The organism is Streptomyces sp. NRRL B-1347, assembly GCF_000720325.1.
GTDB lineage: Bacteria > Actinomycetota > Actinomycetes > Streptomycetales > Streptomycetaceae > Streptomyces.
Genome location: NZ_JOJM01000003.1, coordinates 139,232 through 163,046 on the forward strand (window position 1 = coordinate 139,232; position 23,815 = coordinate 163,046).

28 protein-coding genes are annotated in these 23,815 nt (G+C 72.8%); 14 read left to right on the forward strand and 14 right to left on the reverse strand.

Annotated features, from left to right (window positions below):
• Window positions 1-70: 70 nt before the first annotated feature.
• Both IG74_RS0103130 and IG74_RS0103135 read left to right on the forward strand, forming a co-directional pair.
• Window positions 71-679 (forward strand): nitroreductase family protein, encoded by a 609-nt coding sequence (locus IG74_RS0103130; protein WP_051854490.1) that lies wholly within the window; start codon window positions 71-73, stop codon window positions 677-679.
• A 79-nt stretch (window positions 680-758) separates the two neighbouring features.
• Entirely contained in the window at window positions 759-1,328 is a 570-nt protein-coding gene (locus IG74_RS0103135; RefSeq protein WP_030669160.1) for a DUF4291 domain-containing protein, read from the forward strand.
• Window positions 1,329-1,355: 27 nt separating this feature from the next.
• Here IG74_RS0103135 and IG74_RS0103140 read toward each other — a convergent pair whose 3' ends face one another.
• Window positions 1,356-1,904 carry a YciI family protein gene (locus tag IG74_RS0103140; RefSeq protein ID WP_030669162.1) on the reverse strand — a complete coding sequence of 183 codons (549 nt, stop codon included), beginning with the start codon at window positions 1,902-1,904 and terminating at the stop codon, window positions 1,356-1,358.
• A gap of 112 nt (window positions 1,905-2,016) precedes the next feature.
• On the opposite strand from IG74_RS0103140, the gene IG74_RS0103145 reads away from it, so the two are divergent.
• Window positions 2,017-3,261, forward strand: a complete 1,245-nt coding sequence (locus IG74_RS0103145; RefSeq protein WP_030669165.1) for a styrene monooxygenase/indole monooxygenase family protein — start codon at window positions 2,017-2,019, stop codon at window positions 3,259-3,261.
• On the opposite strand, the gene IG74_RS0103150 is transcribed toward IG74_RS0103145, so the two are convergent.
• Window positions 3,237-4,157 (reverse strand): helix-turn-helix domain-containing protein, encoded by a 921-nt coding sequence (locus IG74_RS0103150; RefSeq protein WP_030669167.1) that lies wholly within the window; start codon window positions 4,155-4,157, stop codon window positions 3,237-3,239. The genes IG74_RS0103145 and IG74_RS0103150 overlap by 25 nt on opposite strands.
• Window positions 4,158-4,255: 98 nt before the next feature.
• Between IG74_RS0103150 and IG74_RS0103155 the strand changes: the two genes are divergently transcribed.
• The gene (locus tag IG74_RS0103155) at window positions 4,256-5,056 is read left to right on the forward strand and encodes an NAD(P)H-dependent oxidoreductase (protein ID WP_030669170.1); all 801 of its coding nucleotides are present in this window, start codon (window positions 4,256-4,258) and stop codon (window positions 5,054-5,056) included.
• Window positions 5,057-5,228: 172 nt separating this feature from the next.
• Window positions 5,229-6,389 (forward strand): serine hydrolase domain-containing protein, encoded by a 1,161-nt coding sequence (locus IG74_RS0103160; RefSeq protein ID WP_051854491.1) that lies wholly within the window; start codon window positions 5,229-5,231, stop codon window positions 6,387-6,389.
• A gap of 23 nt (window positions 6,390-6,412) precedes the next feature.
• On the opposite strand, the gene IG74_RS0103165 is transcribed toward IG74_RS0103160, so the two are convergent.
• A complete protein-coding gene (locus IG74_RS0103165; RefSeq protein ID WP_030669175.1) occupies window positions 6,413-6,991 on the reverse strand; it encodes a hypothetical protein in 579 nt (192 codons plus the stop codon).
• 512 nt (window positions 6,992-7,503) lie between these two features.
• Here IG74_RS0103165 and IG74_RS0103170 point away from each other — a divergent pair.
• Window positions 7,504-8,283 (forward strand): class I SAM-dependent methyltransferase, encoded by a 780-nt coding sequence (locus IG74_RS0103170; RefSeq protein WP_030669178.1) that lies wholly within the window; start codon window positions 7,504-7,506, stop codon window positions 8,281-8,283.
• A 10-nt stretch (window positions 8,284-8,293) separates the two neighbouring features.
• On the opposite strand, the gene IG74_RS0103175 is transcribed toward IG74_RS0103170, so the two are convergent.
• The 3 genes from IG74_RS0103175 to IG74_RS0103185 are packed head-to-tail and all read right to left on the reverse strand — an operon-like array spanning window position 8,294 to window position 10,341.
• Window positions 8,294-8,524, reverse strand: a complete 231-nt coding sequence (locus tag IG74_RS0103175) for a hypothetical protein (RefSeq protein WP_158857399.1) — start codon at window positions 8,522-8,524, stop codon at window positions 8,294-8,296.
• Between the two features lie 56 nt (window positions 8,525-8,580).
• The gene (locus tag IG74_RS0103180) at window positions 8,581-9,666 is read right to left on the reverse strand and encodes a MerR family transcriptional regulator (RefSeq protein ID WP_051854492.1); all 1,086 of its coding nucleotides are present in this window, start codon (window positions 9,664-9,666) and stop codon (window positions 8,581-8,583) included.
• A 15-nt stretch (window positions 9,667-9,681) separates the two neighbouring features.
• The gene (locus IG74_RS0103185; RefSeq protein ID WP_030669186.1) at window positions 9,682-10,341 is read right to left on the reverse strand and encodes a HEAT repeat domain-containing protein; all 660 of its coding nucleotides are present in this window, start codon (window positions 10,339-10,341) and stop codon (window positions 9,682-9,684) included.
• A 200-nt stretch (window positions 10,342-10,541) separates the two neighbouring features.
• Here IG74_RS0103185 and IG74_RS0103190 point away from each other — a divergent pair, with 200 nt between their 5' ends.
• On the forward strand, window positions 10,542-11,468 hold the full coding sequence (locus IG74_RS0103190) for a PIG-L deacetylase family protein (protein ID WP_030669189.1): 927 nt from the start codon (window positions 10,542-10,544) through the stop codon (window positions 11,466-11,468).
• 230 nt (window positions 11,469-11,698) lie between these two features.
• Window positions 11,699-12,745 carry a hypothetical protein gene (locus tag IG74_RS0103195; RefSeq protein WP_030669193.1) on the forward strand — a complete coding sequence of 349 codons (1,047 nt, stop codon included), beginning with the start codon at window positions 11,699-11,701 and terminating at the stop codon, window positions 12,743-12,745.
• A gap of 30 nt (window positions 12,746-12,775) precedes the next feature.
• On the opposite strand, the gene IG74_RS0103200 is transcribed toward IG74_RS0103195, so the two are convergent.
• Together IG74_RS0103200 and IG74_RS0103205 are read right to left on the reverse strand one after the other, a co-directional pair.
• Window positions 12,776-13,327 carry a type 1 glutamine amidotransferase domain-containing protein gene (locus IG74_RS0103200; protein ID WP_030669196.1) on the reverse strand — a complete coding sequence of 184 codons (552 nt, stop codon included), beginning with the start codon at window positions 13,325-13,327 and terminating at the stop codon, window positions 12,776-12,778.
• 79 nt (window positions 13,328-13,406) lie between these two features.
• Window positions 13,407-13,967: a Dps family protein gene (locus tag IG74_RS0103205; RefSeq protein ID WP_030669200.1), complete on the reverse strand. Its 561-nt coding sequence runs from the start codon at window positions 13,965-13,967 to the stop codon at window positions 13,407-13,409.
• 206 nt (window positions 13,968-14,173) lie between these two features.
• Between IG74_RS0103205 and IG74_RS47610 the strand changes: the two genes are divergently transcribed.
• Both IG74_RS47610 and IG74_RS0103215 read left to right on the forward strand, forming a co-directional pair.
• Window positions 14,174-14,485 carry a DUF5133 domain-containing protein gene (locus IG74_RS47610; protein WP_234334191.1) on the forward strand — a complete coding sequence of 104 codons (312 nt, stop codon included), beginning with the start codon at window positions 14,174-14,176 and terminating at the stop codon, window positions 14,483-14,485.
• A gap of 23 nt (window positions 14,486-14,508) precedes the next feature.
• A complete protein-coding gene (locus IG74_RS0103215) occupies window positions 14,509-15,030 on the forward strand; it encodes an SRPBCC family protein (RefSeq protein ID WP_051854493.1) in 522 nt (173 codons plus the stop codon).
• A 58-nt stretch (window positions 15,031-15,088) separates the two neighbouring features.
• Here the strand turns inward: IG74_RS0103215 and IG74_RS0103220 are convergent, their stop codons facing one another.
• Complete coding sequence (locus IG74_RS0103220) at window positions 15,089-15,466, reverse strand: ANTAR domain-containing protein (RefSeq protein WP_051854494.1); 378 nt, start codon at window positions 15,464-15,466, stop codon at window positions 15,089-15,091.
• Between the two features lie 284 nt (window positions 15,467-15,750).
• On the opposite strand from IG74_RS0103220, the gene IG74_RS0103225 reads away from it, so the two are divergent.
• Entirely contained in the window at window positions 15,751-16,707 is a 957-nt protein-coding gene (locus IG74_RS0103225; protein WP_030669212.1) for an AraC family transcriptional regulator, read from the forward strand.
• A 60-nt stretch (window positions 16,708-16,767) separates the two neighbouring features.
• Here the strand turns inward: IG74_RS0103225 and IG74_RS0103230 are convergent, their stop codons facing one another.
• Window positions 16,768-17,382 (reverse strand): hypothetical protein, encoded by a 615-nt coding sequence (locus tag IG74_RS0103230; protein ID WP_030669215.1) that lies wholly within the window; start codon window positions 17,380-17,382, stop codon window positions 16,768-16,770.
• A gap of 175 nt (window positions 17,383-17,557) precedes the next feature.
• Window positions 17,558-17,947 carry a VOC family protein gene (locus IG74_RS0103235; RefSeq protein WP_030669218.1) on the reverse strand — a complete coding sequence of 130 codons (390 nt, stop codon included), beginning with the start codon at window positions 17,945-17,947 and terminating at the stop codon, window positions 17,558-17,560.
• A 155-nt stretch (window positions 17,948-18,102) separates the two neighbouring features.
• Between IG74_RS0103235 and IG74_RS0103240 the strand changes: the two genes are divergently transcribed.
• On the forward strand, window positions 18,103-18,975 hold the full coding sequence (locus IG74_RS0103240) for a LysR family transcriptional regulator (protein ID WP_030669221.1): 873 nt from the start codon (window positions 18,103-18,105) through the stop codon (window positions 18,973-18,975).
• Between the two features lie 30 nt (window positions 18,976-19,005).
• On the opposite strand, the gene IG74_RS0103245 is transcribed toward IG74_RS0103240, so the two are convergent.
• A complete protein-coding gene (locus tag IG74_RS0103245) occupies window positions 19,006-19,593 on the reverse strand; it encodes a TetR/AcrR family transcriptional regulator (RefSeq protein ID WP_030669224.1) in 588 nt (195 codons plus the stop codon).
• Between the two features lie 128 nt (window positions 19,594-19,721).
• Between IG74_RS0103245 and IG74_RS0103250 the strand changes: the two genes are divergently transcribed.
• A complete protein-coding gene (locus IG74_RS0103250; protein ID WP_030669226.1) occupies window positions 19,722-21,170 on the forward strand; it encodes an amidase in 1,449 nt (482 codons plus the stop codon).
• 28 nt (window positions 21,171-21,198) lie between these two features.
• Here the strand turns inward: IG74_RS0103250 and IG74_RS0103255 are convergent, their stop codons facing one another.
• Window positions 21,199-22,068 (reverse strand): MBL fold metallo-hydrolase, encoded by an 870-nt coding sequence (locus IG74_RS0103255; RefSeq protein ID WP_030669228.1) that lies wholly within the window; start codon window positions 22,066-22,068, stop codon window positions 21,199-21,201.
• A 201-nt stretch (window positions 22,069-22,269) separates the two neighbouring features.
• Window positions 22,270-23,325: an alkene reductase gene (locus IG74_RS0103260; protein ID WP_030669230.1), complete on the reverse strand. Its 1,056-nt coding sequence runs from the start codon at window positions 23,323-23,325 to the stop codon at window positions 22,270-22,272.
• Window positions 23,326-23,441: 116 nt separating this feature from the next.
• Here IG74_RS0103260 and IG74_RS0103265 point away from each other — a divergent pair, with 116 nt between their 5' ends.
• The gene (locus IG74_RS0103265; protein ID WP_030669232.1) at window positions 23,442-23,813 is read left to right on the forward strand and encodes a MerR family transcriptional regulator; all 372 of its coding nucleotides are present in this window, start codon (window positions 23,442-23,444) and stop codon (window positions 23,811-23,813) included.
• Window positions 23,814-23,815 lie beyond the last annotated feature (2 nt).

The following is a 23,815-nucleotide window of genomic DNA, read 5'->3' on the forward strand; positions in this document are numbered from 1 at the left end:
CGCCACCGCCACCGCCACCGCCACCGCCACCGACGAAGGGACGCCGAACCGCGATGAGGAGCGACCGCTGATGGAGTTGGAAGCCGCGATACGCACGCGCCGCAGCCAGCACCGACTGATCGACCCCGCCCCGAGCGACGAGGAGTTCGTCGATCTGCTCGGCTGGGCCGCGACCGCGCCCGATCACGGCCACCTCCGCCCCTGGCGGTGGATCCTCGTACGCGGCGACAGCCGGACGGCCCTCGGCGCGGCCCTCGCGTCCGGCGCCGCCGACGCGGAGGCGGTCCGGCGCGAGGCGCGCAAACCCCTGCGCGCCCCGCTCCTCGCCACCCTGGTCCTCGTCCCCCAGCGCAACCACCGCGTGCCGGACTGGGAGCAACTGGCCGCCAGCAGCGCGATGGTCAACTCCCTGATGCTCCTCCTCCACGACCGCGGCTTCGGCAGCATGTGGCGCACCGGCCCGTCGGTCGACTCCGCGGGAGCCCGCCTCCTGCTGCGCCTCGCACCCCACGAACGCATCATCGGCTGGCTCTACGTGGGCACCCCGGACCCCACCCGCCGCACCGTCCCGCGCACCCCGGTCGCGGTCGGCCACCGCGTCTCCCGGTTCACGCCGCCTCCTGAGACCGTCCCGGGGCGGATGCACGAGGCGCGGGGCCTCACCAGCCCCGTCCCGTAGGCGGCAGCCCCGTCCCATAGGCGGCAGTCGGCAGAAAATGACTCGCCGCACCAACTGCGCGGCTGGCAGGGTGCGGCGCATGTCATCCCTCTATCAGATCCGTGCCGACCACGACGCCCGCACGATCGTCGTCTACCAGGCGTACTCGCCCGCCATCGCCGACGCGGCGCTGCGGGCGGGCCGCTTCGTCGCGCCGTTCTCGTTCCACCGGATGACGTGGATCAAGCCCTCGTTCCTGTGGCTGATGCACCGCAGCAACTGGGCCCGCAAATCGGGTCAGGAGCGCGTTCTGGCCGTGCGGATCAGCCGGGAGGGCTGGGAGGAGGCCCTCTCCCAGGCCGTCCTGACGACCTCGGACCCGGCGGCCGTGGCGAAGGCGAGCGTGCACGTCCAGTGGGACCCGGAGCGCTCGGCGCGCGGAGCGGCGCTGAACCACTACAGCATCCAGGTCGGCATCGGCCGCCAGCTGATCCGCACGTTCACCGACGAGTGGACCGTCGGTCTCACCGACGTGACGCCGCAGGTCCGCAAGGCCGCCGCGCTCGTGCAGAGCGGGCACGCCGCCAAGGCCCAGCGGCTGTTCCCCGCGGAGCGGGTCTACCCACTGCCCCGGACGCTGGAGGACCGCCTTTGCCCACGGAAGCCCTAGGAATCCCTGGGAAGCCCCCGGGAAGCCCTAACGGCGTCCCCCGAACTCCCAGTCGTGCACTTCGACGTCCGCGTACCGCCCCGGATCCAGGACCTCCCGAGCCGTCTCCGGGTCCGGGGACCGGACGAGGGCCGCCGTGCCGAGCCAGGCGGTGGCGTCGTCGGAGAGCAGCGGGCCGAAGGCGATCAGGTCGTCGTGCGCGGGCGCGGTGGCGGGGACCGGCGCGGGGGCGGGGCCCAGGCCGATGACCAGGTAGCGGTTGCCGCCGGTGGGGCCGCCGGGGTAGTCCCACATCGTGCGGCCCAGCAGGTTGCGCCAGCGGCGCAGCAGGACGTCGCGGTACACGCCGGCCTGGTGGTTGGGCTCGTCGAAGGCGAAGGCGCGCGCGGCGGCGGGGTCGGGCAGGTCGACGATGTGGACGCTGCCGCTGGGCGTCTCGCCGTCGCTCGCGAAGGTCGGGCCGCGGGCGATCAGTTCCTTCTCGTACCGGTCCATGTAGGACCAGTGCTCCTCGACGAGCCGTTCGCGCAGGGCGCGGGAGCCGGTCCTGTCACGGTGGTAGCAGAAGAATTCCATGGTCGCAGACACTCCCCCACCGCTCGCCGCTTCTCAACCGGCTTTCCCGGATACTCCCACGGGTACGACTGAGCCGTGTCGGGCCGATCGGGCCGGAGGGCAGGAGGAACAGGTGCGCAGGATCGCGATCGTGGGAGCGGGGCAGGCCGGGCTGCAGCTCGGCCTCGGGCTCCTCGGGGCCGGGTACGACGTCACGCTCGTCGCCGAGCGGCGGCCGGACGAGGTGCGCGGCGGGCGGGTCACGTCGACCCAGCTCATGTTCGGGCCCACGCTGGCGATCGAGCGGGCGGCGGGCCTGGCCTTCTGGGACGACAGCGCGCCCGTGATGCCCGGCTTCGAGCTGAGCAACTGGGACCCGGAGGGCCAACCGGACGCTCCCGTGCGCCGGTTCAGCGCACCCTTCGACGCCGAAGTGCGCTCCGTGGACCAGCGCGTGAAGCTCGCGGCCTGGCTGGAGCTGTTCGAGGAGCGCGGCGGGCGCGTCGAGTACCGCTCCGCGGGCCCCGCCGAGGTGGCCGCGCTCGCCGCCGCGCACGAGCTGACCGTACTCGCCACCGGCCGGAGCGAGCTGTCCGCGCTCTTCGGCCGCGACGACGCCCGGTCCGTCTTCGACCGGCCGCAGCGCTCCCTCGCCTGCTTCTACGTGAGCGGCGGCAGCCACGACGCCGACGACCCGGCCGCCGCGTACGTACGCAACACGGGGGTGCCGCCGACCGGTGACGTGATCATGCTGCGGGCGCTCACGGTCGGCGGGCCCTGCGACATCCTGCTGTTCGAGGGCCGGTGGGGCGGCGCCTACGACTGCTGGAGCGACCGGCCGGAACCGGCCGCCGGGCTGCGGCGGGCGCTCGACCTGCTGCGGACGTACGCGCCCTGGGAGTACGAGCGGTTCCGCGGGGCCGAGCCGACCGACCCGGGTGCCGCCCTGTACGGCGCGGTCACCCCGGTGGTGCGCCACCCGGTGGCCCGCGTGGACGGTGACCTGTGCGTCCTCGGCATGGCGGACGTGCTCGCCGTGCACGACCCCATCACCGGGCAGGGCTCCAACAACGCGGCGCGGGCGGCGGCCGGTTACCTCACCGCCATCGTCGAGCGGGGCGGGCGGCCGTTCGACGAGCCGTGGATGCGGGAGACGTTCGCCGCGTACTGGGAGAACGCCCGGCACACGCACGCCTTCACCGACCTGATGCTGCGGGACCCGCAGCCCGAGCACGTGCGACGCGCCGTCGGGGCCGCCTTCGACCACCCCGAGACCGCCCACCGCTTCGCCAACGGGTACGCCGATCCGCTCACTTACCGCGACTGGCTGATGGATCCGTCCGGCGCGCAGGCCTACCTCGACCGGCTCGACACGTAGTCCCCGAGCCGGGTCAGGGCGGCCGCAGCATCCGGGTCGTCCCCGGCGCTGAACACGTGCACCACGATGCCCGTCTCCTCGGGAGCCGCCGGTACGTGCAGCGGCTCGAAGTCCAGGGTGACGAGGCCGGCCACCGGGTGCCGCAGCCGCTTGCGGCCCGCCCGGCACATGACGACCTCGCCGCTGTCCCAGATGCGCCGGAAGTCGTCGCTGCGCGCGGCCAGTTCGGCGATGAGCGCAACCAGTCCCGCGTCGTCGGGGTAGCGCCCCGCGGCGGCGCGCAGCTGGCCGACGGCCTCCGCGGCCCGCGGCTCCCAGTCGGGGAAGACGTCGCGGGACGCGGGGTCGAAGAAGAGGAACCGCGCGTTGTTCGGGTCGCGACGGCCCGGTTCGGCGAGCCCGCCGAGCAGTTCGGCGCCCAGCGCGTTCCAGGCGACCACGTCCAGGCGGGGGTTGGTCGCGAAGGCCGGGAAGCGCGCGAGGGAGTCGAGGACGCCGCGCAGCAGGGGGCTGGCCCGGATGCTGGGCGCGGGGCCGCGCCGGGCGTCGGCCAGGGTGACGAGGTGGGTGCGCTCGGCCGCGTCGAGCCCGAGGGCGCGGGCGAGCGCGTCGAGCACCTCGGGGGACGGCTGGGTGGCGCGGCCCTGTTCGAGGCGGACGTAGTAGTCCACACTGATGCCCGCGAGCTGGGCCAGCTCCTCGCGGCGAAGGCCCCGCACGCGCCGCCGCCGCCCGCCGGTGAGGCCGACGTGCTCCGGCGCGACGCGCCCTCGCCGGGCCCGCAGGAAGCCGCCGAGGGCCCGCCCGGGGTCACCGACCAGGTCCGTCCGGTGGTCCGCCGGTTCGCCGCCGGTGCCCGTGGTGCTCACGCGCTCGATCTGGTTCACGCCGCTCATGCGCTCCAGTATGCGTGGCCCTGCCAGTACCAGGATCAGCGATCCACCGGTTGAACAGGGTGCTGGCTGCCCGCGGCGGTCCGTACGAACGTAGGGGCATGAACACGATCACCGCGCAGCGGCCCAAGAAGATCCTCGTCGTCAGCGCCCACCCGGAGTCCCGGTCCCTCAACGCGTCGCTCACCTCCTTCGCGGTGGAGCACCTGCGGGCCGCGGGCCACGAGGTGCGGGTGTCGGACCTGTACGCGATGAAGTGGAAGGCGACCGTCGACGCCGACGACTTCCCGGAGCACGGCCCGGACGAGCGCCTGCACGTCATGGACGTCTCCGAGGAGGCCACGCTCGCGGGCCGCCTGTCCGCGGACGTCGCGGCCGAGCAGGAGAAGCTGCTGTGGTCGGACGCGGTGATCCTGCAGTTCCCGATGTGGTGGTTCTCGGCGCCCGCGATCCTCAAGGGCTGGATCGACCGGGTGTTCACCGCCGGGTTCGCCTACGGCCCCAAGGTGGCGCCGCCCTACAGCGAGGGCCCCCTCGCCGGCCGGCGCGCCCTGCTGTCGGTGACGGCCGGGGCCCGCGAGACCTCGTTCTCCGACCGGGGCATCCACGGCCGCCTCGAAGACGTCCTGCACCCGCTGCAGCACGGTCTGTTCTGGTTCACCGGCGTCCAGCCGCTCGACCCGTTCGCGGTGCACGGCTCGAACGCCATGTCCGACGAGCAGTTCGCCGCGGTGCGCCGGGCGTACGGGCAGCGCCTCGACGGGCTCTTCACGGACGAGCCGGTCCCGTACCGCACGCTGGTCGGCGGCGACTACGACCACGACATGCGGCTCCTTCCCGGTGTCGAGGCTGCGGGCACCAGCGGCCTCGACCTGCACGTGCGCCCGCGGACCGGCCGGTAGGCCGCACCCGCCGCGCACCGGACCGTTCACCGGTTTCCACTCAACCCCTCCGGCACTGTCCGCGGTCTCGGTACACGAGCGGCCCTTCCGCACCACGGTCAGTGGCACACCGCGGTTGCCTCCCGGGCCGTCGGAGTACGGCCCTGCGCAGACGACCGTGAGGAGTACGGAAATGGCGTTACGGAAGAGCACGAAGGCCGGCGTGGTGGGAATCGCGGCGGCCGCCCTCGCAGCCACCGCCTTCGTGGCGCCCGCAGGGGCGGCGGACACGGGCTCGGGGCACCGGGCCACGCAGCGCGCGCTGGACGCGGCGGTGAAGGCGGGCATCCCCGGCATCACCGCCCAGGCCCGCGACGGCGACGGCGTGTGGAAGGCGGCCTCGGGCGTCGGCGACCTGACGTCGGGCGCGCCGCGCGGCAAGAACGACAAGTTCCGCGTCGGCAGCATCACCAAGACGTTCGTGGCGACCGTCCTGCTCCAACTGGAGTCCGAGGGGAGACTCGACCTCGACGACACCGTGGAGCGCCACCTCCCCGGCCTCGTGCGCGGCAACGGCAACGACGGCCGCAAGATCACCGTCCGGCGGCTGCTCAACCACACCAGCGGCCTGTTCGACTACCTGGACGACCCCGAGTACAGCCGGACGTACATGGAAGGCGACGGCTACCTCAAGCACCGCTACGACACCCTGCCGCCCCGGAAGCACGTGCGTGTGGCGCTCTCCCACGAGCCGCTGTTCGAGCCCGGCGCCAAGCACTCGTACTCCAACACCAACTACATCCTGGCCGGGCTGATCGTCGAGAAGGTCTCCGGCAGGACGTACGAGCGCGAGGTCCGCGACCGCATCATCAAGCCGCTGGGTCTGAAGCACACCTCCAACCCCGGCAACAGCGTCCACCTGCCGCGGCCGAGCAGCCGCGGCTACTCCAAGCTGTTCAGGTCGGCGCCCGACCGGATCGACGACATCACCGAGATGAACGGGTCGCAGGGCTGGGCCGACGGCGACATCATCTCCACCGCGGGCGACCTGACGCGGTTCTACGGCGCCCTGCTGCGCGGCAAGCTCCTGCCGCCGAAGCAGTTGAAGGCGATGAAGACCACCGTCGCCACCCCCAGTTCCTCGGGCACGAGGTACGGGCTCGGCATCACGCGGCTCAGGACGAGCTGCGGCACGACGCTGTGGGGTCACGGCGGCGGCATGATCGGCTGGCTGTCCATGGCCGTGACCACGGAGGACGGCCGCCACCAGCTCGCCTACAACTACAACGGCGACTGGGACGGTTCGCACATGCCCAAGATCGTCGACGCCGAGTACTGCAAGACGTCGCGCTGAGGCGCCCGGTGTGCCGCGCGCTGTCATGACTTCGCCTTGGGCCGGAGCCAGTTGAAGGTGACCGACACCGTGGTCAGGACGGTGAAGAGGATGAGGACCACAGGCCAGTCGCCCCTTCCGTCGGCCCATGCCTGCAGGAGGAAGCCGGCCCCGCCCGCCGCCACCGCGACGAGCGGCAGCCACAGTGCGTGCCCCCGGCCCTGAACACCGGCCCAGAGGAGGGCGGACGCGGCGGCCAGCATCGTGCCACCCACGATCAGCTGCCGCGTCACCTCAGTCACGTCGCTGGTGACATGGCCCGGATTCTCGTCGAGTACGAGGACGGCCGGAAGCCAGACGAACGGCTTGAGCACCCACATCACGCCCCTCGCCAGGGACGCCTTCCACCGGTTCCCGCTGGGCTGGAGCGCAGGCCAGGCGAGCAGGCCGAGGCGGACCGCCGCCCGCCGGGGGTCCCGCGCGCGGAGCAGTGCGGGCACGCTCTCCTCGCCGATGCGGCGGAACTCCCGGAAGGCGGTGTCGAAGGGGACCGCGGGCGTCTCGGTCGGGACCACGGACGGGTTGCCGTCGCCTCGCTGCTTGCGCAGGGCGCGCGGGGACATGAAGAAGGTCCTGACCAGCCGCCGAAGTGCTCCTGGGGCCGCTGCGCCCCGACCCGCTGGCCGAGCCGACGGCGGTAGAGCAGGTGGCAGGAGAGCAGCACGCCGTTGAGGCCGCCCGCGCTCGTCCCGGCCAGCACGTCGACGGTGACGTCCGTGTACCCGCACCGGCTCAGCAGCTGGCCGTAGACCCCGCTCTTCCTGCGCAGGGCGGCGGCCTCGCAGCAGGACCCGCCCATCCACACGGCGAGGCTCACTCCGCCCCGCATGGCCAGGGCGAGCCGGAGTTCCGCGGGCCGGGGGCCGGGCTCCTGTGCGCTCATGACCCCAGCGTCCTCGCCGACGGCCGAAAGGCGCACGGCGCGCTGGGCCGTTCGAGCGGGCAGGGAGCCTTCGACGCGATGCCGACGGCGGTCTCGGCCCGTCGCGACCGGCCCCCCGGCGCTGTCGGGTGGCCGTCGCGGGAGTGGAGAGGCGGGGTGGTCGATCGTCGGCGGCGCCGATAGCGTCACCGCATGGATCACAACGAGCGGTTACGTCACTCCTCGTCGTTCGGCGCGGCTGCGGTCGCGTACGCCGAGCACCGGCCGGACTACGCGCAGGACGCGGTGCGATGGGCGCTCGGGTCCGCGCCCGGCCCGCGCGTGCTCGACCTCGGCGCCGGAACGGGCAAGCTGACCGCCACCCTGGCCGCGCTGGGTGCCGACGTCACCGCGGTCGAGCCCGACGCGGCGATGCTGACCGAGCTGCGCCGCTCGCTGCCGGCCGTCCGTGCCCTGCCGGGCAGCGCCGAGTCGATCCCGCTGCCGGACGCGTCCGTCGACGCCGTGCTGGCGGGCAACGCCATGCACTGGTTCGACATGGCCGTCGCGGGCCCCGAGATCGCCAGGGTCCTCGCGCCGGGCGGCATCCTGGCGGGGCTGTGGAACGTCCTTGACGACGGGGTCGAGTGGGTCGCCGGGCTCGCCCGGGTCAGTGGGAGCGCGGCCATCGGCCCGCGCGACACGCCCGCCGGCTGGCGCGCCGAGACGGCCGACATGCACCTGCCGAAGACGGACGCGCCCGCGCGGTTCGGCGGCCCGGAGCAGGCCGAGTTCCCGCACGGGCAGGACCGCACCGCCGAATCCCTCGTCTCGACCCTCGCGACGCGCGCGGGCATGCTGGTCATGCCGGAGCGGGAGCGACAGGCCGCCCTCGGCCGGATCCGCGGTTTCCTCGACGGGCGGCCGGAGACCGCGCACGGCGAGTTCACCCTGCCGATGCGGACCGGCGTGCTGCGTGTCCGGCGGCTGTGAGGCGTCCCGTTCAGGCCGGGGTGTCGGCGGGCTCGAAGCAGGCACCTGCCCGGTGGGTCCGTTCGAGCAACCCGGCCAGGAAGGTGACTTGACGCAGCTCCAGCTCGACGACGACCCGGCTGCCGAGCCGGTCGCCGGACGGGCCGACGCCCAGCTCCGCCAGAGCCTCGTGGATCCGCCGCTGCGGCGGCACGGGATCGTGCGCGCCCGGCTGCGGGAACAGCTCGTCGGGGCCGGGCATCTCAACGGTGTACAGGGCCATGACCCGTCAACGGGCCCGACCGGTACGGGTGACGGTCACTCACACGGCGAGCCCGCGTGCTGCTCCGACTGGTCCAACCGTGCCTCGCGCAGCTGGAGGAGGTAGGCCGCAGTCAGCGCGACGGCACGGTCCCCGTCGTGCGACAGCTCCACCAGGGCGCGTGACGCCGTGGGCCCCGGGATGTCCGCGAGGGCCTGGGTCAGCCGTCCGCGTGCGGGTGCTCCCGGGGTGTGCGCGGGTGCTCCCGCGGCGTGGGCGGGTGCTCCCGCGGTGTCGGGGGCGAGGCGGTCGACGAGCCCGGTCGCGATCCGGTCCGCCGCCGCGGCGTCGCTCGCGAGGACGCTCAGCGCGTCGGCCGCGTCGGTGTCGTTCCTGCCCTCCACGATCATGTCGATGAGCGTCGGGATCGCGTCGGCCTCTCCGCGGGCCCCGAGCGCCAGCGCCGCGTGCCCGCGGACCGTGGCGTCGGGGTGCGCGAGGGCGTCCCGCAGCTGTGCGGCGGCCTCGTCGCCCGGCATCTCGGCGAGGGCCTGGACGGCACGTTCCCGCACCGCGGCCGCCGGTGCGCCGAGGCCCTCCGCGAGCAGGGCCGGGCCGCCGTCGCCCGACCGTGCCAGGGCCCACCGCAGGGCTCCGGCGACGTTGGTGTCCGTCTCGCTCAGCGCCGCCTCGACCAGCGCCTCCACCGGTACCGGGACCTCGTCGGCCGTGGCGAGGGCAGCGCGCTGGCGCGCGTCGGCGCTCTTCGACCCGAGCGCCTGGAGGAGGACGACGACCTGGAGGACGTCCTCCCAGGCCGCGGGTTCCGCGGCGTCGATCCGGCGGAGCCGCGTGAGCAGTTCGGTCTCGGCCGCGAGGCGTTCGCGCGTCCGGCGGATGAGGTCGTCGACGAGCGTCGAGGGCGTGAAGCCGGGGTCGTCGAGCGCGCGCCCGATCTCCCGCAGGGAAAGGCCCAGCGACCGCAGGCTCTCGATGTGGAAGATCCGCCGGATGTCGTCGCCGGAGTACTCCCGGTAGCCGGAGCCCGTACGGCCCGAGGGCCGTACCAGGCCCAGCGACTCGTAGTGCCTGAGCATGCGGGCACTGACCCCGGAGCGTCGCGCCACCTCACCGATCAACACGTGCTGTCGTCCTTCCTAGCCGGAACCGCCGAGGGCCAGGATGCGCTTCGCCTCGTCGATCGCGAACTCGAAGCCGGCGTCCGGGTCGCGCAGAAGCCGCTCGGTGGCGAGCGCGTGCGTACGTACACCCAGGTCAGGGGCCGTCATCGCGGGGCGCAGCACCGGCAGCGCGACGTCACCCAGCGCGACCAGCGCCCGACTGAGGCTCAGCTGCGTCTCCCGCCCGCCGCGGCCGAGCTGCGTCGCGAGGACCTCGGCCAGGGCGGGCTCCTCGCCGGGCGGCACGAGCACGACCGCGGTCCGCCAGGCGCTCCGCGCCACCTCGTCGTCGGCGTCGCACAGGAGCGCCCGTGTGATCGCCGGCCACGCCTGCCGGTCGCCGATCTTGGACAGGGTGTGCAGCGCCTGGCTCCGTGCCTGCGTACCCTCCGAGCGGACCTCACGCAGCAGCTCGGGGAGCGTCACGGACACCGGGTGGCGGGTGAGTGCCCAGGTCAGCATGTCGCGGACGAAGAACTCCGGCTCGATGGCGCACCGCTCGACGAGCGTGTCGACGAAGCGCGGGTCGGGCGTCGTGCCGACCGCCAGAGCCGCCCGCAGCCGCACGGACGAGCGGTCGTCCGCCAGCCCCTGAAGCACCCGCATCGCATCCTCGTCCTGCCCCGTCATGGTCATCGGGACCACCTCCTCGGCAAGCAGTGAAGGCCTTGTCACCGTGTCAAGGTCAAGGTCAAGGTCAAGCGGGTGTCAGCGAGACGTCAGCGAGACGCAAGTGCCCTCTGTGACCGTGGTGACGCACACAGCAGCCGCGCCCGCCCCGTATTCCGTACGTGACCGGGGCGAGCGCGCAGTACGTCGAAAGCAGGAGTGACCGCATGACCGTCCCCCACCACCGTGGTACCGCCCCGACCGGTCTCTCCCGGAGGTCGGTGCTCACCGCCGCCGGTCTGACGGCCGCGGGCGTGGCGTTCCAAGGGTCCCTGGGCGCCACGGGCGCCTCGGCGGCGACGGCCCCCGCGATCTTCTACTCGCCGCACCAGGACGACGAGGCCATCGGGATGGCCGGCTCCATACTGGAGCACAAGGCCGCGGGACGGCCGGTCTACCTGGTGCTCGTGTCCAAGGGTGAGAACGGCGGCATCGCGGAGTACCTCAACCGGACGCCGTGCTTCCTGGGCGACAAGTGCTCGGCCCCCGGGCACTACCACGAGCTGGGGTGGCAGGAGAAGGGGGCGACGCCCGAGGTGGTCTCGGCCCGTACGTCCGAGTTCCTCCTGTCCGCCAAGGCCCTGGGCGTCGACAAGGTCATCAACTTCAAGCTCTCCGACACCGCCTACGGCACCGACAGCGAGTACGACGCCTTCGTCAAGCAGATCATGGGCAAGGTACGCGCACTCGCCCAGAAGTACCCGGGCGCCTCGCACAAGTTCACCGCGGGGTGGCTGGACACGACCAACCCGGCGTGGCCCACGAACGCCACGCACAAGGCGTGCAGCGACGCCGCGTACTGGCTGATCAAGAACGGCGAGCTGAAGGACGTCCGCTTCAACCACATCTACACGTACGAGGCGTTCAGCCGCGACCAGCGCGACCGCGGCGCGGACTACGTGCTCCACATCCCGTCCTCGCACATGGCGAAGAAGCGGGCCGCGATCCTCGCGTACAACACATGGGACCCGAAGCGGAACCTCTACACCACGGGCTACCACAGCGTGCCCACCATGCTGGAGGAGGCGTACAGCGACCCGCGGGAGTTCGTGTACGGCCTGCCGTCCGGCTACAAGCCCGGCCGGGGGAAGTGAGCGGCCACCGCGCGCAGCGTGAACGCGACGGCCGACGCCGGGGTCCGGACCGGTTTCGCGCCCCTCGCGGCCGTGCGTCAGCCCTCCTGGGCAGGCACCACGTTGGGGTGGGTATCCGGAATGGGGTTACTAATCAGACATTCTTCCGCAGAGGTGATCCGGGATGGGGCCCACCGCAGCTACCGTCCACCACGGCACGACTCCGACCGGCTTCTGCGCAGGGAGTTCTCGTGGCACCTTCAACTACGCCCGGCTACACCTGGAAGGACGACTTCGGCCTGGGCGGGGGCATCGTCGACGACCCCGGCATGGCCCCCAACGCCGACGACCGGCTTGAGTTCTTCGTCCGTGGCGGCGGCAGCGACCTCTACCACAAGTGGCAGAACTTCGACTGGAGCTGGAACAAGGACTGGCACCAGTTCCCCAACACCGCCGGTACGGTCGACGGCAGCCCCGTCGCCCTGCGCAGCCCCAACGGGCACATCCACGTCTTCTGGCGGGGCCCGGACCACAGCATCTGGCACCTGCGCCAGCAAGTCGTCAACGGCGGCTGGGGCAGCCCGGCGAAGATCGCTTCGGGCTCGGCCAGCGACCCGGCGGCCGCGCTCAACGCGGACGGCCGGATCTCCGTCTTCTACAACGGCACCGACGGCGCCCTGTGGCACGTCGACCAGACCCAGGTGAGCTACGCGGGCTTCAACCAGCCCGACAGCCTCGCCGGGGACACCGTCGCCAACAAGCACCTGGCCCCCACCGTCGCGCGCAACGGCGAGGGCCGCCTGGAGGTCTTCGTCCACGGCGCCGCCGACGAGGTCTGGGGCATCGCCCAGAAGGCCGCCGACGCCACCACCAGCTGGAGCGCCTACTTCCGCATCTCGGACCAGAACGCCGGCGTCGTCGGGAGCCCCTTCGCCGTCACCGACGCCGACCAGCGCATCCGCGTCTTCTGGCGCCAGGACACCACCGGCTACCACGCGGTCCACCAGCCCGGATACACCAGTTGGAAGACTCCCCAGCCGCTGTCGGGGAAGATCGTGGAGACGCCGAGGGCGATCCTCGCCATGGACGGCCGCCTGGAGGTCTTCGTCGTCGCCTCCGACCGCAGCCTGTACGTCACCGAGCAGCAGCAGCCCAACGAGGACGCGTTCACCCAGGTCGACCGCCTCGGCGGCAACCTGCCCGGCCTGCCCGTCCCCGCGAGGTTCCACGACAACCGCGTCCTGGTCCCGCACCGCGGATCCGACAACGCGCTCTGGTCCTTCCAGCAAGCGCGCTGACGAGGTCCGGTCGTACCCGGGCGCCGGGTCTCACCCCGCCGGGCCGCCGGTCTTGCCCAGGGCGTCCGTCAGAGCGCGGCAGAAGGCCGGGAGGTCGTCCGGCTTGCGGCTGGTGACGAGGACGTTGGGGCCCGCGGTGCACACCTGCACCTCCTGGTCGACCCACGTACCGCCCGCGTTGCGGATGTCGGTGCGCAGGCTGGGCCAGGAGGTGAGGGTGCGGCCGCGCACCACGTCGGCCTCGACGAGCGTCCACGGGGCGTGGCAGATCGCCGCGACCGGCTTGCCCGCGGTGAAGAAGTCCTTGACGAACCCCACCGCCCGCTCGTCCATGCGCAGGGCGTCGGGGTTGGCGACGCCGCCGGGCAGGACCAGGGCCTCGAAGCCGGCGGCGGACGCCTCGGCCACGACCTGGTCGACCGGGAAGGAGTCGGCCTTGTCGAGGTGGTCGAATCCCTGGACGCGGCCGGGCTCGGTCGACAGCAGGACGGGCTCGGCCCCGGCGGCCTCGACGGCTCGCCACGGCTCGGTCAGTTCGATCTGCTCCACGCCTTCGGGCGCGGTGAGAAAGGCGATGCGCACGGCGGCTCCTCTCCTGGTAAGGGGTGATGTGCTGCTGCGAGTTCTCGTACGCGTGGTCTTCGTGGTCCTCGTGGTGCGGTCAGCCGTTCCGGGCGGCTTCCGCGGCCTCGCGCTCCGTGGCCTTTCCACCGGTGGCGAGGGTGCCCTGGGCGCTCTCCAGATGGGCCCGGACGAACCACTGGAACTGGTCCAGGTCCCGCACCTGTTCGATGAGGATGTCCTCGGTGGCCGGGTCGAGCTTGCCGACCTCGTCGATGGCGGCGCGGTAGGCCTCGATCACACCGGTGTACACGAGGTCGAGCGCGCCCAGGTGGGCGATGGCGTCGGCCCGGCCGATGCTGTAGTCGTCCCAGGTGCGCTCGGACACCAGGGTGCCCGGGGTGCCCTGCGGCACGCCGCCGAGGGCCGAGATGCGCTCGGCGACGTCGTCGGCCATGGCGCGGACGCGGTCGACCTGCGGGTCCAGCATCTCGTGCACGGCGATGAAGTGCGGGCCGACGACGTTCCAGTGCACGTGCTTGAGCGTGAGGTGCAGATCGTTCAGCGCGTGCAGACGCATGCCGAGCGCCGCTATGAGCTTGCCGCCGTCCTCGACGCTGATGCCGGGGACGGTGTAGCGCGGAGTGGTGGTACGGGTCATGGTGCGCTCTCCTCACAAGGGTCGGGTCTCGACGCCCCGGCGCGGGCCGCGGCATCGATGCCGGAACAACGGGTACTGGGACGACCGACGCGTCGTCCCCCTCTGGCACGCCTTCCCCCGAGCGGCACGGCATAACGTGTGAAATAGCTTAAAGGCCACATATAGCGATGCCGACGGGGCAGACGCGGGGCACATCAGAAGAAGGGGTGGACACCGTGTTGATGCCGGATCCCAAGGCACTGAGAGTCCTGCTCGCCCGCTACGCCGAGCTGCGCATCGCGGCGCCGCCGACCGAGGCGACCCGGCGCGCGCTGGCGGACGTGAGCTACACGCTCTGCGTACTGACCGGGGTGAACAGGGTCGACGACGCGCTCGACGTCGCCGACACGCTGCTCGCGGTGCCCGGAGGCGGCGAGGGGCGGGGGCGTGCCGCATCGGTTCCCGCCGAGGCACCGGGGGTGCCCGCCGCGCGCCGGACGGCTCCGACTCCGACCCCGGCTCCGACCCCGGCCAGTTGATTGACAGAAGCAGAGGAGGACGTATGAGCACCATCAAGGAAACCGTGGACGTACAGGTACCGATCCGCACGGCGTACGACCAATGGACGCAGTTCGAGGAGTTCCCGACGTTCATGGAAGGCGTCGACGAGGTCCGGCAGATCGACGACGTGCACAACCACTGGACCACGAGCATCGGCGGCATACGCCGCGAGTTCGACACGGAGATCGTCGACCAGTTCCCGGACGACCGGATCACCTGGCGGACCATCGGCGGCGACACCCGCCAGCAGGGCTCCGTCCGCTTCCGGCAGCTCGACGCGGCGCGGACCCGGGTGGAGCTGGTCATGGACATCGAGCCCACCGGCGTCGCGGAGAAGGGCGCGGACGCGCTGGGCGTGATCGAGCGGCGCGTGAAGGGCGATCTGCGCCGGTTCAAGGACCGTGTCGAGCACACCGGTGCGAGCGGCGCCTGGCGCGGCCGCATCCGGCCGGGCGAATCCGGCTCGACTCCGCCGGGCACATCCGGCTCGATCCCGCAGGGTGACTCCGGCTCGCCCCTCTGACCTCGCCTCCCCCACGGCGCCGCCACCCTGGGCGGCGCCCGCACCACCCCCCGGCGACTCAGCGCGGAACGCACGCGCTGGTCTCCCGCGCCCCTTCCCGTAGCTCCTCCCGCAGTTCTTGGCGCAGCCCGACGCGCCTCCCGGTCGGCTCCCGGCGTCTGACCGCCGCGGCCATCGCGCGGCCCACGTCCTCGGGCAGCCCTCCACAGCGGGGCCACCGCACGACGTGCTCCGCGATCTCCCGCAGCTTGGTGTTGGTGTTCTGGGAGACCTCCCGCAGCAGTTCCCAGGCGGTCTCCGGGCGCACTCCGCTACAGGCCACCACGACACCGATGGCCTGATCCACGACCGCGTGCGAGACAACCGCGCGCTGGAGCTGCGCGATCTCCTCCTGGAGAGCGACGACCCGGCCGGCGTGTTCTTCGTCTTCAGGCATCGTGAGGGGAACTCCCTGGTGAGACGGCCATGACGGTCACTGTCCCGCCTGCCCTCGATCGCCGCCGGTGAGAGCGCGCACAGCGAACACTTGCCGCCCCGGCTGTCCAGAAAGCGCAATGAGCACGGCGGCATGGCCTTCGGACCCCCCGCGGGGCACGTAACGTCGGCTGAGCAGCCCGGTCTCACCGCGTGCCCCTCTCGCCCGAGCGCGGCCGACGGGCGACGACCGACAGGGAGCGCGGCCGCCCGTCCCCGCCCGCTCCCCCACCAGGAGGTGACGCCGTGAGTTCGCTGACGTTCGAGAGCGACGACCTAGAAGTGACGGAGGACTTCCTCTGCCGCGCCTACGCCAAGATGCGCATCGGCAGCGGAACACCCGAGTCCAGCCACGCGCGCATCCACCGCGACAGCACCCCGGCGATCAGCGTGGACGAGCTGGACCTCGACTTCGACATGTCCTACTCCGTGACCCCGCTGGGCAGGATCTGCCTGTGCGTCGTGCACGAAGGCACCATCCAGGACCACGCCTTCCACGGCGTCCGGGACGACTTCGGCCCCGGCGACGTCGTGATGTTCGCCCCCCATGACCTGCCGTACGCGGGACGCATCTGCAGCGCCCGCTACAACATCACGATGCTCGACCCCGGGCTGCTCGACCAGGTCGCGGCCACCGCGGGAAGGCCCCTCCACGAGCCCGTGCGGCTGACCCGGCACAGACCCTCGTCCCCCGGCGCCGCCGACTACCTCAAGAAGGCGATCGTTCATCTGCGCGACCACGTCCTGGCCGACCCGGCCGTCGCGGCGCAGCCCCTCATCGTGTCGGCCAGCAGTCAGCTCCTGGCCGCGAGCGTCCTCGCCGCGTTCCCCAACACCGCGCGCACCGACCCCACCGCCCAGGACCGCACCGACGCCCACTCCACCACCCTGCGGCGCGCCGTCGCCTACATCGACGACCACGCGGACCGGCCCATCACCGTCGCCGACATCGCCGCCGCTGCCCACGTGACGATCCGCACCCTTCAGTACGCCTTCCGCCGTCACCTCGACACGACGCCGCTGGCCCATCTGCGCCGGGCCCGGCTCGCGCACGCGCACCGCGACCTGCTGAACGCCCCGCCGCGGGGCGACGCCACCGTCGCGGGCATCGCCGCGCGCTGGGGCTTCGCCCACCCGGGCCGCTTCGCCGCGCTCTACCGGTCGGTGTACGGCACCAGTCCGTCGCGCACCCTGCGCACCTGACGGCGTCGCACGCGTCGGCCCCCGTCGGCGGGTCGCCGACGGGGGCCGTGGAGGCGGGGATCAGTAGAGCTTGTTCACGGCCGTCCTGGTCGTGGCCTTGAAGCCGCTGACCGGCGCGTCCGACAGCTTGCCCAGCTGGCCCCAGCGGACGAGCGTCACGGTGCGCCCGTCACGGCCGACCGCGAACAGGTTGGCGTCCGAGGCCCCCCAGTTCCACTTGGTGTGCAGGCCGTAGACGTGGGCGCCCTCCTCGACGTCCAGCTTGCCGTAGTACTTCTGCTTGGCATCGACGTCCGGGTGCTCCCGCTCCAGGCGTGCGGCGCAGCCGTCGAGCTTCTTGCGCAGGAGCCCGGCGAACTCCTTGGCCCGCTGGGTGCTCCGCTCCACCACGGTCACCTGTACGGCGTTGGTGTCGAGGTCGGTCCAGAAGGTGCGGTGCACCGACGTCGACGGCAGCGCCTCGCCCACGCACACCGGCAGGGCTTCGGGCTGGCCCGCGGTCACCCGCCCGGCGTGCCACGCCGACGTCGGGTGCGGCGGCAGCTCACGGGCGCTGAGGAAACGCGGTTCCCCGCCACCGGCCGGGGCCGCGGCGGCGGGCGCCGCGACGGCCGCGGCCGTGGCCGCCACGCACAAGCCGACCGTCGTCGCGGCCAGGGCACCTCGGTTACGCATGCTCACTTGTCTCCCCCAACTCCTGCTGGTTCCGTGCCGGTCGGCACTTCCACCCCGTTCGACCCACCGCGGCCGCGGGACGTTGCACGGCTGATCGTCACAGCCTCGTCGCGTATGTCACCGATCGGAAACAGGAGTTCGGGCGCCGGTCGCCGGGCGCGGGTGGGGCCCTGGCTCAGGCGTCCTGCTCGTACCAGCGCAGTTCCACGGTGTTGCCGTCCGGGTCCTGCACGTAGAGGGAGAGCCCGGTGCCGCGGGCGCCGAAGCGCTTGCCGGGGCCGTCGAGGACGGTGAACTGGCCGGAGTCGATGACCTCCTGCCAGTCGAGGGGCTCGACCGCCAGGCAGATGTGGTCGACGTTGCTCCCCCGCGACTCCGTGTCGGAGGCCGGGAAGAGGTCGATGATGGTGGAGGCGCTGACCCGCACGGACGGGAAGGAGACCTTGCCGGCCCGCCACTCCTCCACCCGTACCGGTTCGAGACCCAGCGGGCCGGTGTAGAAGGCGAGCGAACGCTCGACGTCGGCGACGTTGAGGACGATGTGGTCGAGGGCGATCACGCGCATGGCAGTCTCCGCGAGGTCGGGGGCGCGCCTGGGCGCCGGTCACCGACCGGTCGCCGACCACTGTGGTCCGCCGCTGACTTCATGATCACCCAGCACCCACTCATCAGTCCAACACATACTTTTCATGGGTATCGATCGTGATCCACGATGGATCCATGGACCTCCAGCAGATGCGCTACGTCCTCGCGGTGGCGGAGACCGCCAGCTTCACCCGCGCCGCCGAGCGGTGCCACGTCGTCCAGTCCGCGCTCAGCCACCAAGTGGCGCGCCTGGAGAAGGAACTGGGCGCCCGGCTCTTCGAGCGGACCAGCCGCCGGGTGCGCCTCACCGCCGCGGGCGAGGCGTTCCTGCCCGCCGCGCGGCAGGCCCTGGACGCGGCCGAGCGGGCCCGCGCGGAGGTGGCGGCGGCCACCGGCGAGGTGCGGGGCAGGCTGACCGTGGGGGCGATTCCCACGGTGACGGCGGTGGACCTCCCCGCGGTGCTGCGGGACTACCGCAGGCGCTACCCGCAGGTGCGCATCAGCCTGCGCGCCGGTTCCAGCGAGCAGCTCGTCGAACGGGTACGCGAGGGGCAGTTGGACGCGGCGTTCATCGGTGTGCAGCCCGGCTTCCGGACGCAGGGCGTCCACGACCGGGAGCTCGCCCACGGGCAGCACGTCGCCGTGGTCGCCCCGGACCATCCGCTGGCCGCGCACCGGCAGGTGGACCTCCGCCTCCTCGCCGACCAGGCGTTCGTCGACTTCGCCGAGGGCAGCGCCGCCCGCGCCCAGTCCGATCGGGCCTTCGCGGCGGCCGGGCTGCGGCGCGAAGTGGCCTTCGAGGTGTCAGGGGTCGAGCTGATGTCCCGCATGGTCCGCCAGGGCCTCGGCGTCGCCCTGCTGCCCGCGTCGTTCGCGACCGAACTCCACGGCCTGCGGAGCGTGCCGATCACCGACGGACCGGTACGGGTGGAGCGCCTCGTCTGGAGCCGCGCCACCCCGCCGCCCGCCGCGTCCGCCTTCCTCGCCCTGCTGGACATCGCGGACTGAGGGGCCGACCGCGTCAGCGCGGCACACCGGCTACCGGTCGAGGATTCCCTCGACGATCCTCAGCAGCCGGTCACCGGCCCGGTCGACGCTGCCGTTCTGCGTGGCGACCTGCGCGCCTTCGAGTACGAAGGTGATCTCCGCCGCGGCCTGTTCGGGGTCGGCGAGCCCGGCCGCCGCGCACATGCCGAGCAGCCTGCGCATCTGGTGGGCCTTGTGCTGCTCGATCACCTGCCGCGCGGGATGGGCGCGGTCGGGCAGCTCCGCGAGGGAGTTGACGAACGGGCAGCCCCGGTACGAGAGCGTCGGCAGGCCCTCGGCGATGAAGCGGGCCAGGCCCAGGATCTGCTCCCGCGGCCGGTCCGGGTACTCGGCCCCGACCCGGTCGAAGGCCGCCCGGTAGTCGGCGGCGAGGATCCGCAGCCACTCCGCGACCAGCGCGTCCTTGGTCTCGAAGTGCCGGTAGATGGCCATCTTGGTGGTCCCGGCCCGCTCGGCGATCGCCTGTACGCCCACCCGCAGGATCCCCTCGCTCTGGAAGAGCTCCTCCGCCGCGTCGAGGATGCGCTCGCGCGGCGGCAGTTTCGCCACCCTGCCCGGCCTGCTGACGGTCGATGCCATGACTGCTCCGTGACGTCCGATCGGCGGCGAGGTCCTCGCCTGCTGCTACGGTACCAACCAGTGCCAGACGATACCGATCGGTATCGCGCGGTACTCAACGGTATTTTCCTTTGCGCTGGGAGCGACAGATGAGAGTTGCCGAGTACGTGGACCACGACGCGGTCGGGCTCGCGGAGCTCGTGGCCGCGGGCGAGGTCACCCCCGCCGAACTGGAGGCGGCCGCGCGCGAGGCCGCCGCAGCGGTCAACCCGCGGATCAACGCCGTCGTGGAGATGTGGCCGACCGATGACGAGCCCCGCCCGGGCGCGCCGCTGGCCGGGGTGCCCTTCCTGATCAAGGACCTCGGAGTCCCCATGGCCGGGCGGCGGATGGAGCTGGGCAGCCGCCTCGCGGCCGGCCACGTCGCCGGGGCCGACTCCTCGCTCATGCGGCGCTTCCGCCGTGCGGGGCTCGTGACGTTCGGGAGGAGCACGACGCCGGAGCTGGCGTACAGCATCGCGACCGAACCGGTGCTGTACGGCGCGACCCGCAACCCCTGGGACCCGGAGCTGAGCGCGGGCGGCTCCAGCGGGGGCGCGGGCGCGGCCGTCGCCGCGGGCGTGGTGCCGATCGCGCACGCCACCGACGCGGCGGGATCGCTGCGCATACCCGCCGCCCACAACGGCCTCTTCGGCCTCAAGCCCACCCGCGGCCGGGTCTCCATGGGCCCGGACGCCGACGAGATGTTCAACGGCCTGGTCGTGCACGGCGGCGTCAGCCGCACCGTGCGCGACAGCGCGGCCCTGCTCGACCAGATCCGCGGCCCGGAGCCGGGGGACCCCTACTTCGCGGCGGAGCCGTCCCGGCCCTACACGGAGGAAGTGGCCCGTCCCCCGGGCGTGCTGCGGATCGGCGTCCTCGCGCACGCGTGGGGCGGCCGCCGCACCACCGCGCCGGTGGCCGACGCCGTCTCCCGCACCGTGCTGCTGCTGGAGTCGCTCGGGCACGAGGTCGCGGAGGCCGAGGTCGGGCTCGGGGCGAGCTGGGAGGAGTTCGTCCTGGCCAACGCCCGTGTGGTCACGGCGAATCTCACGGTCCTGGTCGACGGGCTCGCCGCCGCGCTCGGCAGGCCCGTCGACTCCTCGACCCTCGAACCGGTGACCCTCGCCGGCTACCTCTACGGGCAGCGGGTCAGCGGCCCTCAGTTCGCCGCCGCCTTCGCGGTGCGCAACCAGGTCGCCCGCAGCCTGGGACGGTACTTCGACGCGTACGACGTGCTGCTCACGCCGACCCTGCCGGAGCTTCCCGCGCCGCTGGGGACCTTCGCCGAGGGCGCGGAGGCGCTGGACGGCCTCGGCTGGATGGAGCGCCTCAACGAACGCTCGCCGTTCACCATGCCGTTCAACGTCGCGGGCACGCCCGCCATGTCCGTACCGGTGACGGCCGACCCAGGGACGGGGCTCCCGGTCGGCATGCAGTTCGCCGCCGGGTACGGGCGCGAAGGGCTCCTCTTCCGGCTCGCCGGTCAGCTGGAACAGGCGAGCCCCTGGTCGGACCGCACCCCCGCGGTGTGGGCGGGGAACCACCCGGGCCGCTGACACGCGTCCGCGGCCGGACCGACCGTGCTCACCAGCGGACGGCCGTGAAGTCGACCGGCTGCGGCCGCAGCAGGCGTACGCGCTCGGTGAGCAGGTGCAGCCGCCGGGACATCTCGTCGGCGTCGAGGCGGCGGCGGTCCCCGTGCCCCGGCAGCACCCACTCGAACCGCAGGCGTCCGGCCGTCCGGGCCAGGGAGGCCGCCAACTCCTCGATGGAGTACCAGGTCACGCTCTCCGCGACCTCCAGGTCACCCGTCGTACGGGACCAGTAGACGCTGTCGCCGCTGAAGCAGTACCGGTCGTCGGCGAGGTAGAGCACGCTGCCCCGGGTGTGACCGGGCAGCGGATGGGCGGTGACGCCCGGGCCGATCTCCACGGGTTCGAGGCCGCGGATCACCTGGTCCGCGTCCGGGGCCGCGTCGAGGTCGCCCTCGTGGATCCACAGCCGGGCGCCGAAGTGGTCGGCGTAGCGGCGGCCGTGCGCGGCGTGGTCGCGGTGGGTGAGCAGGACGTCGGTGACGGGCCCCGAGGCCGTGCAGCGCCGGGCCAGGTCACGGCTCCAGCGGGGGGTGTCGACCATCATGGCGGTGCCGGACGGCCGCCGCAGCAGATAGGAGTTGGCGCCCGCGGTGCGGGGCGAGTTGTGGCCGCAGATCAGGACGTTGTCGTCGAGCGGCAGCGGGAAGGGGTCGAGCGCCCGGTCCGGCCGCCCGGACGCCGGGCGGATCGACCGGGTGGGGCAGGCGAAGACGGCGGCGTGTAAGCGCCGGTTCTCCGCCTCGTCGCGCGGCGGCCGCAGGATCCGCGACTTGCCTCCGGCCTCGTCGATGAGGCCGGGTGCGAACTGCCGCGCGACATCGCAGTTGGTGCAGCGGTCGTCCACGTACCATCCGTCCACGGCAGGGCTCCTTTGCGGAAGAGGGCCCGGGGAGAGGTTCCGTCCGGGGCTGTTCCAGGAATATCCCGCGCGGGGACGGAATCGGTAGGCCATGCCGACCTTGTGTTTCCCGGCAGGCGGCGCTCTCGCGGGTCGACAAATGCGGAGGAATCGCTCCACAGCGGACAGGCCTTTCCGCTGTGCCGGGGCGCGTCGGGGTCGTCAGTCGAGGTAGCCCGAGTCCCCTCCCTGGAACCACAGGTCCCGCTCGACCGTGCGCAGCGGGGCGCCGGTGCGGAAGCGCTCGACCAGGTCGGGGTTGCCCAGGTAGGCGCGGCCGTAGCTGACCAGGTCCGCGCCCCGGGACAGCCAGTGCTCGCCCTGCGCCAGGTCGCCCACCGTCTCGCCGATCTGGCCGCCGGGGTTCACGATGAAAGCGGTGGGCCAGCGCTTGCGCAGCTCCATGAGGACGTCATCGGACGCGGTCACCAGGACGTGGACGTAGGCCAGGCCGAGCGGGGCGAGAGCGTCGAACAGCGCGGCGTACAGGTCCGGCACGTCGTCCTCGACGATGTCCCAGACCTGGCCGCCGGGGGAGAGGCGGATGCCGACGCGCTCGGCGCCGACGGCGTCGGCGGTCGCCTCCGCGGCCTCGACGGCGAACCGGATGCGGCCCGCGACGGAGCCGCCGTAGGCGTCGGTGCGGAGATTGGCGTTGGAAGAGAGGAACTGCTGGATCAAGTAGCCGTTCGCGCCGTGCAGTTCGACGCCGTCGAAGCCCGCGGACACGGCGCGGCGTGCCGCGTCCGCGTACACCGCCACCTCTCCCCCGACCTCCTTCGTCGACAGGGCGCGCGGCACGGGCGCGGGCAGGCGGCCGAAGTCGGCGCCGGCGAACACCTCGCCGCGCAGCGCGACCGCCGAGGGGCCCACGGGCCGCTGCCCGGCGACCTCCGGGTGCCCCACGCGGCCGCCGTGCATGATCTGGGCGAAGATGCGGCCGCCGTTGGTGTGCACCGCGGAGGTGACCGGCCGCCAGGCGGTGACCTGCGCGTCGTTGTACAGGCCGGGGGTGTTCGGGTTGGACTGGCCGACCAGGCTCGGCTGGACGCCTTCGCTGACGATGAGTCCGGCGGTGGCGCGCCGCGCGTAGTGGGTGGCGGTCGACGCCGTCGGCAGCCCGTCCGTCCCTGCCCTCGCCCGGGTCATGGGGGCCATCACGACCCGGTTCGGCAGGGCGAGTTCACCGAGGCGCAATCCCTCGAAAAGGCTGGTCATGGTGGTGCCTCCCGGTAGCGGATGGGCGGGCCGGGGCTCCCGGCCCGTTCGTCGGCTACGCTAAAACCTGACATGGACGTCAGGGGCAAGGTGAGAGAGGCCACAGGGGAGGCGGCATGCGCATCGGCGAACTCGCGACCCGCACCGGGGTGAGCGTGCGGTCACTGCGGTACTACGAGGAGCAGGGCCTGCTCGCTGCCGAGCGCAGCCCGAGCGGTCAACGGCACTACGGGGCCCGCGCCGTGGACCGCGTCCAGCGGATCCAGCAGCTGTACCGCGCGGGCCTGCCGAGCAGGTCGATCCGCGAACTCCTGCCGTGCGTGGCCACGGGCGAGGCGACGCCGGAGCTCATCACCTGGCTCGCGGGCGAGCGCGACCGCATCGACCGCCGGATCGACGACCTCAAGGACACCCGGAACCGCCTCGACGACATCATCACCACGGCGACCACCGCACTGCACACGGGACAGGCCTGCAAAGTGTCTTGACG

Coding starts and splice junctions, on each gene's coding strand:
- IG74_RS0103235 (WP_030669218.1), bottom strand. CDS start 17,947: ATGCGCGTGATCGCCCTCGACCACATCGTCCTCAACGTCGCCGACGTC.
- IG74_RS0103250 (WP_030669226.1), top strand. CDS start 19,722: ATGAGAGTTGCCGAGTACGTGGACCACGACGCGGTCGGGCTCGCGGAG.
- IG74_RS0103260 (WP_030669230.1), bottom strand. CDS start 23,325: ATGACCAGCCTTTTCGAGGGATTGCGCCTCGGTGAACTCGCCCTGCCG.
- IG74_RS0103185 (WP_030669186.1), bottom strand. CDS start 10,341: ATGACCATGACGGGGCAGGACGAGGATGCGATGCGGGTGCTTCAGGGG.
- IG74_RS0103190 (WP_030669189.1), top strand. CDS start 10,542: ATGACCGTCCCCCACCACCGTGGTACCGCCCCGACCGGTCTCTCCCGG.
- IG74_RS0103140 (WP_030669162.1), bottom strand. CDS start 1,904: ATGGAATTCTTCTGCTACCACCGTGACAGGACCGGCTCCCGCGCCCTG.
- IG74_RS0103175 (WP_158857399.1), bottom strand. CDS start 8,524: ATGCCCGGCCCCGACGAGCTGTTCCCGCAGCCGGGCGCGCACGATCCC.
- IG74_RS0103240 (WP_030669221.1), top strand. CDS start 18,103: ATGGACCTCCAGCAGATGCGCTACGTCCTCGCGGTGGCGGAGACCGCC.
- IG74_RS0103265 (WP_030669232.1), top strand. CDS start 23,442: ATGCGCATCGGCGAACTCGCGACCCGCACCGGGGTGAGCGTGCGGTCA.
- IG74_RS0103130 (WP_051854490.1), top strand. CDS start 71: ATGGAGTTGGAAGCCGCGATACGCACGCGCCGCAGCCAGCACCGACTG.
- IG74_RS0103135 (WP_030669160.1), top strand. CDS start 759: ATGTCATCCCTCTATCAGATCCGTGCCGACCACGACGCCCGCACGATC.
- IG74_RS0103165 (WP_030669175.1), bottom strand. CDS start 6,991: ATGTCCCCGCGCGCCCTGCGCAAGCAGCGAGGCGACGGCAACCCGTCC.
- IG74_RS0103230 (WP_030669215.1), bottom strand. CDS start 17,382: ATGCGTAACCGAGGTGCCCTGGCCGCGACGACGGTCGGCTTGTGCGTG.
- IG74_RS0103215 (WP_051854493.1), top strand. CDS start 14,509: ATGAGCACCATCAAGGAAACCGTGGACGTACAGGTACCGATCCGCACG.
- IG74_RS0103150 (WP_030669167.1), bottom strand. CDS start 4,157: ATGAGCGGCGTGAACCAGATCGAGCGCGTGAGCACCACGGGCACCGGC.
- IG74_RS0103155 (WP_030669170.1), top strand. CDS start 4,256: ATGAACACGATCACCGCGCAGCGGCCCAAGAAGATCCTCGTCGTCAGC.
- IG74_RS0103220 (WP_051854494.1), bottom strand. CDS start 15,466: ATGCCTGAAGACGAAGAACACGCCGGCCGGGTCGTCGCTCTCCAGGAG.
- IG74_RS0103205 (WP_030669200.1), bottom strand. CDS start 13,967: ATGACCCGTACCACCACTCCGCGCTACACCGTCCCCGGCATCAGCGTC.
- IG74_RS0103245 (WP_030669224.1), bottom strand. CDS start 19,593: ATGGCATCGACCGTCAGCAGGCCGGGCAGGGTGGCGAAACTGCCGCCG.
- IG74_RS0103160 (WP_051854491.1), top strand. CDS start 5,229: ATGGCGTTACGGAAGAGCACGAAGGCCGGCGTGGTGGGAATCGCGGCG.
- IG74_RS0103170 (WP_030669178.1), top strand. CDS start 7,504: ATGGATCACAACGAGCGGTTACGTCACTCCTCGTCGTTCGGCGCGGCT.